The sequence below is a fragment of the Staphylococcus intermedius NCTC 11048 genome (assembly GCF_002902385.1).
In the GTDB taxonomy this organism is placed as follows: domain Bacteria; phylum Bacillota; class Bacilli; order Staphylococcales; family Staphylococcaceae; genus Staphylococcus; species Staphylococcus intermedius.
The window spans coordinates 14935-29229 of sequence record NZ_PPQH01000033.1 but is presented as its reverse complement, the minus strand read 5'-3'; the positions used below and the strand labels follow the sequence as shown (position 1 = coordinate 29229).

10 protein-coding genes are annotated in these 14295 nt (G+C 41.1%); all 10 read right to left on the bottom strand.

Going from position 1 to position 14295, the window contains the following annotated elements:
- Positions 1-950 precede the first annotated feature (950 nt).
- The 10 genes from nreC to nirD all read right to left on the bottom strand — a co-directional run bounded on the left by nreC (position 951) and on the right by nirD (position 14294).
- Positions 951-1601 (bottom strand): nitrate respiration regulation response regulator NreC, encoded by a 651-nt coding sequence (nreC, locus tag CD138_RS07805; RefSeq protein WP_019167974.1) that lies wholly within the window; start codon positions 1599-1601, stop codon positions 951-953.
- A 12-nt stretch (positions 1602-1613) separates the two neighbouring features.
- Positions 1614-2654 carry a sensor histidine kinase gene (locus CD138_RS07800; RefSeq protein ID WP_019167973.1) on the bottom strand — a complete coding sequence of 347 codons (1041 nt, stop codon included), beginning with the start codon at positions 2652-2654 and terminating at the stop codon, positions 1614-1616.
- A complete protein-coding gene (gene nreA, locus CD138_RS07795; protein WP_019167972.1) occupies positions 2654-3115 on the bottom strand; it encodes a nitrate respiration regulation accessory nitrate sensor NreA in 462 nt (153 codons plus the stop codon). The genes CD138_RS07800 and nreA overlap by 1 nt, the downstream gene beginning before the upstream one ends.
- Positions 3116-3130: 15 nt before the next feature.
- Entirely contained in the window at positions 3131-3808 is a 678-nt protein-coding gene (narI, locus tag CD138_RS07790) for a respiratory nitrate reductase subunit gamma (RefSeq protein WP_019167971.1), read from the bottom strand.
- Positions 3801-4376 carry a nitrate reductase molybdenum cofactor assembly chaperone gene (gene narJ, locus CD138_RS07785; RefSeq protein WP_019167970.1) on the bottom strand — a complete coding sequence of 192 codons (576 nt, stop codon included), beginning with the start codon at positions 4374-4376 and terminating at the stop codon, positions 3801-3803. Before narJ ends, narI begins: the two co-directional genes overlap by 8 nt.
- Positions 4369-5925: a nitrate reductase subunit beta gene (narH, locus tag CD138_RS07780; protein WP_019167969.1), complete on the bottom strand. Its 1557-nt coding sequence runs from the start codon at positions 5923-5925 to the stop codon at positions 4369-4371. Before narH ends, narJ begins: the two co-directional genes overlap by 8 nt.
- A complete protein-coding gene (locus CD138_RS07775; protein ID WP_019167968.1) occupies positions 5915-9586 on the bottom strand; it encodes a nitrate reductase subunit alpha in 3672 nt (1223 codons plus the stop codon). The genes narH and CD138_RS07775 overlap by 11 nt, the downstream gene beginning before the upstream one ends.
- Positions 9587-10007: 421 nt before the next feature.
- Complete coding sequence (locus CD138_RS07770) at positions 10008-12347, bottom strand: 5'-nucleotidase C-terminal domain-containing protein (RefSeq protein ID WP_019167967.1); 2340 nt, start codon at positions 12345-12347, stop codon at positions 10008-10010.
- Positions 12348-13044: 697 nt separating this feature from the next.
- Entirely contained in the window at positions 13045-13992 is a 948-nt protein-coding gene (cobA, locus tag CD138_RS07765; RefSeq protein WP_019169215.1) for a uroporphyrinogen-III C-methyltransferase, read from the bottom strand.
- Entirely contained in the window at positions 13980-14294 is a 315-nt protein-coding gene (nirD, locus tag CD138_RS07760; protein WP_019166531.1) for a nitrite reductase small subunit NirD, read from the bottom strand. The genes cobA and nirD overlap by 13 nt, the downstream gene beginning before the upstream one ends.
- Between the last annotated feature and the right edge of the window lies 1 nt (position 14295).

Here is a 14295-nt window from a genome sequence, read left to right as displayed (position 1 = left end):
CATATACCTACAACAGAAAATGTTTCAAATACGAACCTCTCTCTATTTCCCTCTTACATAAAAGGAAAAGTTGTGTGAAGTAACAACGTCAGAAGAAGTGGATGAAAATATATCAATAACCCACTTCAAATTAAAAGTTGAGGATGGCACAAAATATCGTGTACCATCCTCAACTCGAAATGTTTTAAAACACAACCGTTTGCAATTCTGGGCGAGACTCCTGAGGGATAAAATAAACATCTAATTAGGATTACTACTGATTAATAGTGGCTACTGTTTAACGCAGTAGCTGTCTGACTTCTCAATGCTGATGCTTTTGAGAAGTCTAGTCAACCTTGCGGGGGCAGTACGACGAAATCTTTGTTACACATAAGATTTCTGTACTGCTCCCAAAATCCAATTCGGCTTCCTTCCAGTGTGCACTTTAATCAAGCCGAATTTAGTTGAAGGGTCAGCCCCTAGGAACGCGAGCCCAAGGCAGCAAACATTACAACAAACGCCTGCAACAGAAAATGCTTCACCAACCATCCACACTCTCTATCTCCTTACTCTAATATAAAAAGATAAGTTGCGTGAAGTAACAGCGTGAGAAGAAGTGGATGAAAATGTATCAATAACCCACTTCAAATTAAAAGTTGAGGATGGCACAAAATATCGTGTACCATCCTCAACTCGAAATGTTTAAAAACACTAGCGTTTGCAATTCTGGGCGAGACTCTTGAGGGATCAGCTGGCCCGGAAAATCCATCAACGCTTCCTTTGCAAATGTAACAGTAAAATGAAAGCGTTGATTAGTTGAAGGGGCAGCCCCTAAGAACGCGAGCCCAAGGCAGCAAACATTGCAACATACGCCTGCAACAGAAAACGTTTTTACTACCCACACTTGTCAGAGAGCATGTTCCAAGTCACCCTAGTTCCCCAACTTTTAAAATGAGCAACATGTTAAAACACTAAAAATCCAACAATTTCTTCTTCAACGCATACTCCACTAACTCCGGCTTCGACTTCAAATTCAACTTATCCATAATTCGCGTTTTATGCGCCTCAACCGTCTTCACCGATACAAACAGTTTCTCAGCAATATCCTTATTCCCATAACCTTTCGCAATCAACGGCAAAATCTCCAACTCCCGCTTCGACAACACTTTAAACGGATCATTCGAATACTCTCCGTCATTGGATGAATGAACAAACTCTTTCACCAAAGAAGTCGTCATTTTCGGATCAATATACGTTTCGCCTTGGTACACCGTCCGAATGGCTAACAATAATTGTTCATCCGGTGCATTCTTCAAAATATAACCACTCGCGCCACTTCTCAAAACGTGAAATAAATATTCTTCATCGTCATACATGGTGAGTATCAAAATTTTGGTATTCGGGAAACTGTCTAAAATTTTACTTGTCGCAATTAAACCTGATTCCCCTGGTGGCATACTCAAATCCATAATCAAAACATCTGGTGTGTGCTCCATCACTTTTTGATACGCTTCAACACCATCTGCAGCTGTACCCACCACTTCCATATCTTCTTGAAAGTTTAAAATCATCGAAAAACCGGTACGTACAACAGCGTGATCATCAGCTATTACGATTCTCATGCTACATTCCCCTCACTTTTGACTGATGGGTACTTCGAGTGACACAATCGTACCCTTTCCTTTTTGCGTTTCAATATTGAGCTTTCCATTCACCAGTTCAGCACGTTCGTACATGCCATAAAGCCCTAATCCTGATCCTTTAGGCGAATCACTCGGTTCAAATCCTCTCCCTTGATCTGACACTTCTGCATAAAGGTAATGGTCATCTTTGCGAATAATGACATCAACATCATCAACACCCGCATACTTCATCGCATTGAACACCGCTTCTTGTACGATACGATAGACGACAGTTTCGATCTCCACGTCAAAGCGCTCTGAGTCAATATCAAAATGATAATTTATTGCTAAACCGTAGTTATTTTCCATCTGCTTGAAATACGTTTTAAATGCGGCATCTAATCCTAAATCATCTAATGTAGACGGACGCAATTCTGATGATAAATTGCGCAAGTCATCAATCAATTTTGTCATTAAGCCTTCAATATTTTTAGCATTAGAGAGTAGAACATCCATATCGGTTTGATATTTCAATAAACGCATTTCCACATTAACGTTGATCAGTTCTTGAACGACCCCGTCATGTAATTCCCGTGAAATACGCTTACGTTCGTTCTCTTGTGCTGCGATCGTCTTTTGTATCATATTACGTTGATACAGTTTCTCTTGTCGTTGCAGTTGCGCTGTGACATTTTGCAGTGTAAAAGCTTTAATTTGACGTTCTTCATCAATCGTCTGATACGTCGCTGTAAATGGTTCAACTTTGTTATCTGTCGTTTTCATAAAAACTTGAAATGTCGTATCACCAATTTCTGAAGACTGGAGAAAACAATTTTGACATGTGCGTAAGGCATGTTCGTTTGTATAACCTTCACAGCGACCACATATCGTTGTCGAAATACCGCTCATATCATTATCCGGTGAAATGACACGTCTTGCTGCTTCGTTCATATCAATGACTTGCCCTTGTGCATCAATAAAAATAATCATTTCTGTCGTTTGATGATAATAGGCTTGTAAAAAATTGAGTAATTCTGTCTGTTGTTGTGGCATTATTGCATCACCTTGTCTTCACTCGTCAAACTGCCAATACCTTTAATGGATGAAATATCTTGCGCAATACGTGGCAATGGCTTTTGGTTACGTTGTCCGAGTAGAAGCACACCTTTCACACGATGATTATGCCACAGTGGAATCGCAATTAAAGCCGTCAATTGTTCACTCATCAATATAGGATAATCAAACAATGCGTTTTGAATTTCGTGATCTGTTGTATCAGGAATCATCATCGGCTTGCCTGTTTTCATCACATTTCCTGCAATGCCATGCCCATTCCGTAACACGATGCGACGATATCTTTCATTTAAGTTGCCTGACACGTAACGCCATTTGATTTTCATTCCTACATGATCTTCAGATGGCAAAGCAATACCGGCAAAGTCAAACTGGTATTCATGACGCAATCTATCTATTTCATCTTGATAATCATGTTGCGAAAAATCAATCTGGTTCACGGTCATCACCTTCCATTAAATTTTATGTTTGCGATAAATAATATAGCTACGACTTGCATAAGTCACCGGCACACTCCACACGTGAACGAGACGTGTAAACGGCCAACAAGCCATAATTGTAAAGCCTAAAAGGACGTGCAATTGAAATACAAGTGGGACACCAGTCATCAAACTCGCATCTGGACTGAGCGTAAACAATGCTCTAAACCAAATCGAAATCGTTTGACGGTAATCAAACTCTGGCGTTGTCGCATTTGTCACTAACGTGGCATAACAGCCGACGAAAACGATAAGTAATAATAAAAAGTTAACAAAAATATCTGACGCCGAACTTAAACGACGGACATTTTGTTTGGTAATACGACGCGCAGTTAACAAAAACATGCCAATTAACGTTATTATACCAAAAATGCTTCCAATATACACTGCACCGATATGATAGATGTGGTTGTTCACACCAACCGCTTCTAACCAATGTGCGGGAATAAGTAATCCAACGACATGCCCAAAAAACACAGGAATGATACCAAGATGAAACAGTAAACTGCCCCATTTTAATTGCTTCTTCTCAATAAATTCACTCGATTTTGCAGTCCATGAAAATTGGTCATAACGATAACGTACGAGATGTCCGATAACAAAAACTGCAAGACAAAGATACGGAAAGATCACCCATAAAAACTGATTAAACATGATGTGTCACCTCTTTATCTTGTACAATACAGCGCTTGAACGTTTCACGAAGGCCACGGATTAAGTGTGCGTACGGATTATGTCCGTCTTCCAAATGTTTCATCATCGCGTACGTGCCATCTTCAATAATCATGATGACCAGTTGCACATTTTCTTGCGCACGTGTATCCCCATCAAAGCGCGCCGCATATAGAAATTCCAACATTAATGGTAAGTAATCCGACAACTCTGATGCTGGCATTTCAAGACCGAACATTTCATAGAGGACTTTTAACTTTGCCAACATTTGACCCCGTTCTTTTTGTGTATCCAATTGATTGTAAGTCATATACAAAGTCGTTTTTTCATTAAAATCAAATGTATCTGTATAAAATGCTTGTATTTCTGACAAACTCTTTTCATACATTGCCTCTCGATATGCCACGACATGTGGAAAAGCCGGATGTGTCTCATCAAACACGTCTTCAAATGTTTTAGGATGGAAGGTCAATTTTTCAGGAAAGCTCAACTGCTGACTCATATAACCGAATGTATCTTTATACGTATTCAACATGTGTAGATCAATCACGGAAAATCCCTCCATAGAAACGCTCATTATAGATTTCTTGACCTGTTTTTCCACCTGTGCCTACGGGTACACCGCAACCGTCACAGTTCGCACCGAAATGTTCGCCACCATATCCTTGACTACCTTGCGCTGTGTACGTATCCATGTATTGTTCTTTATGCGATGTTGGAATGACAAAACGGTCTTCATGTTTGGCAATCGCAAGTAATCGATACATGTCTTTCGCTTGTCGTTCCGTTAAACCGACACGTTCTAAACGAGAGTTGTCAAAATCGCGGCCTGTATTTTGTGCCCGCATATAACTTCTCATCATCGCCATACGTTGAAGTGAGCCTTTCACTGCCACAGTATCTCCAGCTGTAAAGAGTTCTGCTAAATATTGAATAGGTAAACGCATCTCTTCAATCGCTGGGAAAATCGCATCTGGGTTGTTCCCTGCATTTTGGCCTTCAAAGTAGTTCATAATCGGACTTAATGGTGGGCAGTACCAAACCATTGGCATCGTACGATATTCTGGGTGCAATGGGAATGCCAATTTATATTCAATCGCTAATTTATAAATCGGTGAATTTTGTGCTGCCTCAATCCATTCTTGAGAAATACCGTCTTTTTCTGCTTGTTCAATCACTGCTTCATCATATGGATTTAAGAATAAGTCGAGTTGCTTTTCATACAAGTCTTGTTCGTTTTCAGCCGATGCTGCTTTTTGTACACGGTCGGCATCATAAAGTAACACACCTAAATAACGCATACGACCTGTACATGTCTCTGAACATACAGTCGGAATTCCTGCTTCAACACGAGGGAAACAGAACGTACATTTTTCTGCTTTATTCGTTTTCCAGTTGAAGTATACCTTTTTGTATGGACAACCTGTCATACAGTAACGCCAACCACGGCATGCTTCTTGGTCTACAAGAACGATACCATCTTCGTCACGTTTATACATCGCACCTGATGGACATGAGGCCACACAGCTTGGATTCAAACAGTGTTCACATAGACGTGGTAAATACATCATAAATGTTTGGTCAAAGTTGAATTTAATTTCTTCTTCAATTTTTTGAATGTTAGGGTCTTGCGGGCCAGTAATATGACCGCCCGCTAAGTCGTCTTCCCAGTTTGGACCCCAATCTAAATCCATGCGTTGTCCGGTCATGACCGAGTGTGCTTTCGCTACAGGTGTATGTTGGCTTGGTTTTGCTTTTGTCAGATGTTCATAATTGTATGTCCAAGGCTCATAATAATCTTGAATGACCGGCATATCAGGGTTATAGAAAATTTTACCTAATGCAATTTTGTTCAAACGTGTTCCTGATTTCAGTTCTAACTTCCCTTTTTTATTTAACACCCATCCACCTTTATATGTTTCTTGGTCTTCCCAACGTTTTGGATATCCAATACCTGGCTTCGTTTCGACGTTATTGAACCACATATATTCAGCGCCTGGTCGATTGGTCCAAGTACTTTTACATGTCACACTACACGTATGACAGCCGATACATTTATCTAAATTCAATACCATTGCGACTTGTGCTTTAATCTTCAAGCCAATCCACCTCTTTCATCTTTCTTACAGCGACATAGACATCACGCTGATTCCCAATCGGTCCATAGTAATTAAATGAATAACTGATTTGTGCATAACCGCCCATGAGTTGTGTCGGTTTTAAATGGATACGTGTTGGCGCATTATGAGAACCGCCACGTGTACCTGAAATGTCGGATCCAGGTGTTTCGATATGTTTGTCTTGAGCATGATACATGAACATTGTTCCGCGTGGCATACGGTGTGATACAACTGCACGCGCTGTCACGACACCATTACGGTTGTACACTTCTAACCAATCATTATCTTGAATATCGTGTGCTACAGCGTCTTCATTCGAAATCCACACTGTCGGTCCACCACGGAATAACGTCAACATATGTTGGTTATCTTGATATGTGGAGTGAATATTCCATTTTCCGTGTGGTGTTAAATAACGTAAGACGAGCGCATCCACGCCACCTTTTACCGGTTTATCTTTTGTGCCGAATACCATTGGTGGTAATGTCGGTTTATAAACTGGGAGTGCTTCACCAAATTGTTGGAACACTTCATGATCGATATAGAAGCTTTGACGTCCTGTTAACGTTCTAAATGGCACTAAACGCTCAATATTTGTTGTAAATGGTGAATAGCGACGCCCTTGTTTGTTCGAACCTGGGAACACTGCTGTCGGAATCACTTCACGTGGTTGTGATGTAATATTCAAGAATGAAATCTTTTCTGACGCACGTTCAGAAGAAATGTCTTTGAGCGGCATACCCGTTTGTGCTTCCAAGTCTTCGTATGATTTTTGTGATACACGGCCATTAGTAGCAGAAGAGACGTTCAAAATAACATCTGCTACTTTACGTGCTGTATCAATTCGCGGTTTATTATTTTTCACCGTATCATCTTCCCAAGTACCGACCATACTGCGCAATTCGTCATATTGATCTTTAACAGAGAAGCTGACACCGTGCGCACCCACTTTGCCATTTTCGAGTAATGGGCCGACTGAGATGAACTTGTCATACACATCTGTATACGTACGATCCACAACCGCAAATGCTGGCATTGTTTTTCCTGGTACAGCTTCCACTTCACCTTTTGTCCAGTCTTTCACTTCACCATATGCAAGTGAAATTTCTTGTTTAGAATCATGCGCAAGTGGTGCAGTCACAACGTCTTTATATGTGCCTGTTAAGTGGACACGTGCCATTTCTGAGAATGTACGGCTCAACGTTTTGAAAATATCCCAGTCTGAGCGTGATTCCCATAATGGATCAATTGCTGGGTTGAACGGATGAATGAATGGATGCATATCTGTTGATGAAATGTCATGTTTTTCATACCACGTTGCTGCTGGTAATACGATATCCGAATAAAGTGGTGTCGCCGTCATACGGAAATCTAATGATACGAGTAAGTCGAGTTTACCGACTGTATCTTCACCCCACTCAATTTCAGATGGCTTGTCTGTTTCATTCGGTTCAGCCATCAGTGCCGATTTCGTACCGAGTAAATGTTTCATAAAATACTCTTGACCTTTAGCAGAACTTGAAATCAAATTCGAACGCCATACGAAAAGTGACTTCGGATGGTTTTTACGTAAGTCTGGATTTTCAACCGTAAAACGTGTACGACGTGATTTCACATCTTCAACAGCACGTTTTAAAATCGCTTCATTCGTAAATTCACCTGCATCACGCGCTTCTTCTCCCCACAGTAAACTGTTGCGGTCAAATTGTGGATAGGATGGCAACCAACCATTACGTGCCGCTAAAACATTGTAGTCTGCTGGGTGTTGCAATTTAATATTTTCAGCTAATGGAGACGCTAAACGGTCAACACCAGACTCTTCATATTTCCATTGATCTGTCGCAAAATAGAACCAACTTGTTCCGTTTTGTAAACGCGGTGGGCCTTGCCAATCTTTCGCAAAGGCAATCGTACTCCAACCTTCAATTGGTCGACATTTTTCTTGACCTACATAGTGTGCCCAACCGCCGCCGTTCACACCTTGACAGCCACATAAAATGACTAAGTTTAAAATGGAGCGATAGATCGTATCTGAGTTGAACCAGTGATTGATACCCGCTCCCATAATAATCATTGAGCGACCACCTGTATCAATCGCATTTTGCGCAAATTCCATCGCGACTTGTGTCACAGTGTTCGCTTTCACACCTGTAATTTTTTCTTGCCATGCGGGTGTATAGAACGACGTCGCATCATCAAAACCTTTAGCTTCTAATTCATGATTAAAACGTTTCACACCGTATTGGCTCGCCATCAAGTCATATACAGTTGTCACATACGTTGTCTCACCATTTGGCAAAGTCACACGACGCGCAGGAATGACACGTTTGAAGACACCATTGCCATCATTATCAAAGTAAGGAAATTGCATCGTTACGAGTTCATAATCACCGTCAATGACAGTCATCGCTGGATCGATTTTTTCGCCAGCTTCATTTTCTAATTTCAAATTCCACTGCTTGCCTTCTTCCCAACGTTGTCCCATCGTTCCATTTGGCACTTGTAAAGAATCAGTTAAACGGTCAATAATCATTGGTTTCCATTCACTGTTTTCAGACGTTTTCCCTAGATCACTTGAACGTAAGAAACGACCTGCTTTAAAACCGTTGTCATCTTGGTCGAGACGCAAGATAAATGGCATATCTGAATATTGTTTCGCATAATTGATAAACATTTCAGACGGCTCATCTTCATAAAACTTTTGTAAAATGACATGCGTCATCGCTTGTGCAATCGCTGCATCTGTACCTGGATTTGGTGCCAACCAATTGTCCGCAAACTTCACATTTTCAGCATAGTCCGGCGCAACAGACACCACTTTTGCCCCTTTATAGCGCACTTCTGTCATAAAGTGTGCATCCGGTGTACGTGTGAGCGGTACGTTGGAACCCCACATCATAATATAAGACGAATTGTACCAGTCACTTGATTCTGGTACGTCTGTTTGTTCACCCCAAATTTGTGGCGATGCGGGTGGTAAATCTGCATACCAATCGTAGAAACTCAACATTTCCCCACCAAGTAACGAAATAAAACGCGCGCCCGCAGCATAACTGATCATCGACATCGCTGGAATTGGCGTGAAACCAGCAATACGGTCTGGACCATCTTTTTTAATGGTGTAAATCAATTGCGCTGAAATAAGTTGTGACACATCTTTCCAATTCGTACGGACATGTCCGCCTTTACCACGTGCTGACTTATAAATTTTCGCTTTTTCTTCATCTTCTACAATGGATGCCCATGCTTTAATCGGATCTTGATATTCTTCTAATGCTGCTGTCCATAACTCCCAAAGTTTACCTCTAACATAAGGATATTTAATACGTAACGGACTATATTCATACCAAGAAAACGACGCCCCACGAGGACAGCCGCGCGGTTCAAACTCCGGCATATCCGGCCCACAACTCGGATAGTCGATTTGTTGATTTTCCCAAGTAATCACACCATTTTTCACAAATACTTTCCATGAGCATGACCCTGTACAGTTAACGCCATGTGTCGTACGAACTACTTTGTCATGACTCCATCGCTCACGATACATCTTTTCCCATTCACGGCTTTTATGTTCTAATACTGACCAATTGCCATTAAATTTTTCAGTCGGTTTAAAAAATTGCATTCCAAATTTAGCCATAGATATCCTCCTTTTTCGCATAGCACGCCCTATCACTCTGATTGTACATTTATTCACATACATAAGATATTAGGGAAATACCTAATTCACTAGTGGGAATCCCTAGTGTTTGTAGTACACGTCGAAGTTATAGGAGAGGTATTTTAAATTGCGAAACCTATAGTACTCATCACAATTTTTGAGTTAGCTTTAAAGTAAACCAAACATCTTTTTTCTATACGACGCTCATAATGCAAGAAAACTGGTATTCTATTTGTAAATAGGAGAAGTCTAGCCATAAGTTGGCATTGAAAAACGAGAGAGTCCATGCTAAAAGTTGGAATTGAAAAAATGGAGAGGTCTTGCCAAAAGTAGACATTGAAAAAACACCAAACAACGGAAAATCCTCGTTGCTTGGTGTTTTATGTTGTGCAGTTTTATTTTATGCGCGGTGTTTTTGACGTCTCATGATGACTAAACCAGCACCTAGCATGAATAAGCCACCCACGATTGGTGCTTTTTCTGTCGTACCTGTGTTGGGTAACTGTTGTGCGCCGTTCTTCGCTGTATGATGACCTAATGCTGAACCATTTTGTGTTATCGTCATATTCGCTTGACTCATCATTCCTGTCGCATCAGTAGATGTCATGCGCACGACTGGTGCCATAGATTGAGCAGTGCCACATTGTTCAGGTGTTACGTTCATAGCACTTTGTTGTGACTGTCCATTTGCTGTTGGTACTTTTGTCATCGGCATCTCTTTTGATGGTTTTTGTTGTGGGAATGGAATCACGTTATCCCCTTTTGATGACGGTGGTGTTGTCTTTGGTGTTTCACTGTTTTGAGCTGGTTTACCGTTAATGATACGTTGTGGTTCTGTTATCGCATATTGTGATAAATCAGCTGTTTTCAAATACTTCGCAAAGACTTGTTCAAGTGAAATCCCTTCTTCACGAGGTCCACCAAACATGTCAAAACCATCTCCACCTGATGCTGTAAAGTCGTTCATCGCGACTGCATACGTACGATTCATATCTAAATCTTCATATTGTCCAGTTTGCTTGTTCAACACGCGAATCGCATGAATACGTTGACCAGGTGCTTTATTCATATCAAAATAAACTTGAATCGATTTGGATACTTGTAACAATCCACCATTTGCAGATAATTGTGTTTGACCATCTTTCGTCATTGTCGGTGCACTTAAACTATGTTCGAAAGCTTTCCACACATCGCTACCTTTGACTGAAATTTGCGCGATCGTATTGCCAAATGGTAACACCGTAATGACATCATTTAACGTCACTTTGCCTTTCGCAATCGATGCACGGATACCCCCACTGTTGGTCACCGCAAAATCAGATGGACGGCTGAAACCGTTTTGACCATATGCTTCCATTGCATCGGCAATCGCATTTCCTAAGTTCGTTTCATGCGTTCTTACATCGTCACGTTCACCTTGGAAATCAACAGTGTTATTCGGAATAATCACTTCTGATGTAGCTTTAAGAAATGCTTCGTTCGCCTTGTCGACTTGCGCCTTCACAGTAGCATCCGGTTTCAAATTCGCTAAACTTTTGACATTTAATAAGCTTGCCTCTGCATTCGAAAACTGATGGCCAGACTGTTCGAACGTAATTTTTCCAACATTTGCAAGTGCTGTACCTGTTTGTGCTAATACATCTTGATCAAATTTTTGACCATGTTCAATCACTGTATGCGAATGGCCATCAATGACAAAAATCGGATGGTGATACTGTTTGTTTTGACTGAGTTGACGTGTTAAATAATCCCCACGCCATTGTTCTTTAGTTGTCGGATCAATACCTAAATGGGATAACACGACAAACACATCGACTTGTCCATTTAAACGGTCCATTTCACGCGTCACACTTGTTAAAGGATCTGCAAATGTCACACCAACAATACCTGTTGGACTTGTTTTTGTTTTCGTTTCAGGCGTCGTCACTCCGATGATGCCATAACGGACACCATTTTTTTGAATTACGACTGACGGTTTAAATGCCAATTTCCCATCTTTGTAGACATTGGAACTGACAATCGGAAAGTTGAGCATCCCTTCCAATTTTTTCAATTGATCATAGCCAAAATCGAATTCATGGTTCCCCGCTGTCATTGCATCATAACCGACTGCATTCATCGCTTTCGCCATTTCTTCACCTTTAGATTGGTTCGATAATGGTAAACCTTGAAACGCATCGCCCGCATCGACAAGTAAATCTGGATTTTGTTGTTCCTTTAACGTCTTCAACTTTGCCATACCCAGTACACGGTCTTTTTCTTCAACCATGCGACCGTGAATATCGTTCGTATGTAAAATTGTATGTGTTGATTTTGCCGTTTTATTTTGCACACCTTCAGATGAAGTCGCTTGTGGTTGTGCTTGTTTAGTCGACAATCTTAGCATCATTGGCGCATCGTTTCCCGTCTGAGCCACATTTTCTGTAGTCATCGGTGCACTCGATGGCACTGTGTCATCTTCAGTCGCAGCAGCCGTCACAGCAGGCGTTTCTTCCTGTTTCTCAGCTGTTACACTTTCCGATGTCGTTTGTGTTGCTTCTTCTGTTGTTGCTTGTGGTTGAGATGTCGTATCCGGCTGACTTGCTTGCGTTGCAGTCGTTTCAGCATTTGCTTCCACTTTCGTTTCCGGTGTGGTTGGTTGTGATGCTTCTTCTGCATAACTCGAAATGTTATTGAACATCAACATAGCGATGATAAACATCACCAACAGCATGATACTTTTGAGCCCTGTCCTTTTCATATAAAACCTCCTTATTGTGATTACAACTTTATCCTAGCATAAAGCGCTTTCCAATTGTTTAAAATTTTTGTTAATTTGAAGATAAATATAATAATGGCTCGCCCTTTACCAAAAACGATACATACACTGTTACATTGGTTGAGGCATTAGTGGATTCTAGGCAATCTTACACCCAATGCAGTCACTTAGGGCATGTTTTTGAAATGAAGATAATCCTATACTTTAGCATCTAACTTTCACGTCCAATTTATCTTCATTTTTGGCCGTTTTTATCTACATCATTACTCGATATATGTCTATAAAAATTAGCTGTGAGGAAATCTATCGTCATAAATTTCTTCACAGCTAATTTTAGTATGTTTATTTATAATGAAGTTAAACCTTGATGATTGCAAGAATCGTACAAGACTCCTAAGGCATCTGAACACTTATATTACGCTCTCTTCCTTGCGATTTCATTCCCAAACAAGGGAGTCGAATATGCGTATACGCCGAGATTCCTCCTAACAATATTCAGAGGCACACATTTTAATTGCGTCCTGAACGAGACTCTTGAGGGATCAGACGCAGCCGAAAATCCAATTCGGCTTCTATCAAATGGACACTTCTATCAAGCCGAATTTAGTTGAGGCAAGTCCCCTAAGAACGCGAGTTCAAAGGACGCAATCAGCTAAATGCTCAAACCTTCACTCTTTGTTTATGTTAAAGAAATCTCACGTGTAAACGTCATCTCATCTATCCAACGCGCGATCGTCTCCGCTTGTGTCGGATGCAAATCGCTCCACCCACGATCATCAATCAAAACCGCATGTCCTGTTTCTGCCCATTCATACGCCACTTCAATCGCTTGATGCCGCTCACCTTTCACCAATACCGTCTCAAAATCACCACCTGGATGCAATACCGCTTCATCCAAGTCTCTCACAACATGACCTACAATTGTAATGCCAGGTCCCATACGCTCAGGCAATACCGCGATACGTTCTACAATCGTCGACACTGTTCCACTGACGACATGTTGATCCGAACGTGTCGCATTAAAAATAATCGCAACTGGAAAATCGATGCCAATTTGTTGTTGAATCGCTTGCATAAGTTCTGGTAATCGTTTTATGCCCATATAGATGGCGAGCGTGCCGTCATTGGCGAGTGTCGTCAAATCAATATCATTTTCTTCGTTATTTTTAAAGTGCCCTGTCGTAAAGGTAATATGCGTTGAGACACCGCGTTCTGTTAATCCACGGCCCAACTGACTCATGGCTGCACTCGCCGCTGTCACACCGGGCACAATTTCAAATGGAATACGATGTTCGCGTAACGTATCGACTTCTTCAGTCACACGCCCAAAAATCGCTGGGTCGCCACCTTTTAATCGAACAACCACTTGTGCCGATTGTGCTTTTTCAACAAGTAATGCATTAATGCGCTCTTGCTTTGTTGTACGTGTGTAAGGCGTTTTGCCAACATGAATCCACTCTGCATCTGGACGTGATAATTGCAGTAAAAAAGGGTTCACGAGCTGATCATACAAAATGACATCCGCTTTTTGGATACAACGCTCTGCCTTTTTCGTCAACAAACATGGATTACCCGGACCTGCACCGACTAAGTACACCTTTGTCTGTACTTCCGCTAAGGCAGACATATATAAATATCTCCATCCACCACTTCAACAGGATATGTCGCGACACAACCTTCATCGGGTTCTTGTACTTCTCCTGTATTCAAATCAATCTTTTGATCGTGGAGTGGACAAAATACATAATGCTCACTCACTGTGCCTTCTGATAAAGGACCTTGTTGATGTGGACACACGTTATGAATGGCTTTAATGTCGCCATCTTCTGTTAAAAATAATGCGATAGGCGTCTCACCGACATAGACTTTTTTACCGATTAATGGTTCTAAATCTGTTAACTTCGCCACTTTTACTTTTTGTTGTAACATC

Excerpts from the sequence above, each read along its gene's own strand:
- narI (WP_019167971.1), bottom strand. The coding sequence starts at position 3,808 with ATGTTTAATCAGTTTTTATGGGTGATCTTTCCGTATCTTTGTCTTGCA.
- nirD (WP_019166531.1), bottom strand. The coding sequence starts at position 14,294 with ATGTTACAACAAAAAGTAAAAGTGGCGAAGTTAACAGATTTAGAACCA.
- nreC (WP_019167974.1), bottom strand. The coding sequence starts at position 1,601 with ATGAGAATCGTAATAGCTGATGATCACGCTGTTGTACGTACCGGTTTT.
- CD138_RS07775 (WP_019167968.1), bottom strand. The coding sequence starts at position 9,586 with ATGGCTAAATTTGGAATGCAATTTTTTAAACCGACTGAAAAATTTAAT.
- cobA (WP_019169215.1), bottom strand. The coding sequence starts at position 13,992 with ATGTCTGCCTTAGCGGAAGTACAGACAAAGGTGTACTTAGTCGGTGCA.
- CD138_RS07800 (WP_019167973.1), bottom strand. The coding sequence starts at position 2,654 with ATGCCACAACAACAGACAGAATTACTCAATTTTTTACAAGCCTATTAT.
- CD138_RS07770 (WP_019167967.1), bottom strand. The coding sequence starts at position 12,347 with ATGAAAAGGACAGGGCTCAAAAGTATCATGCTGTTGGTGATGTTTATC.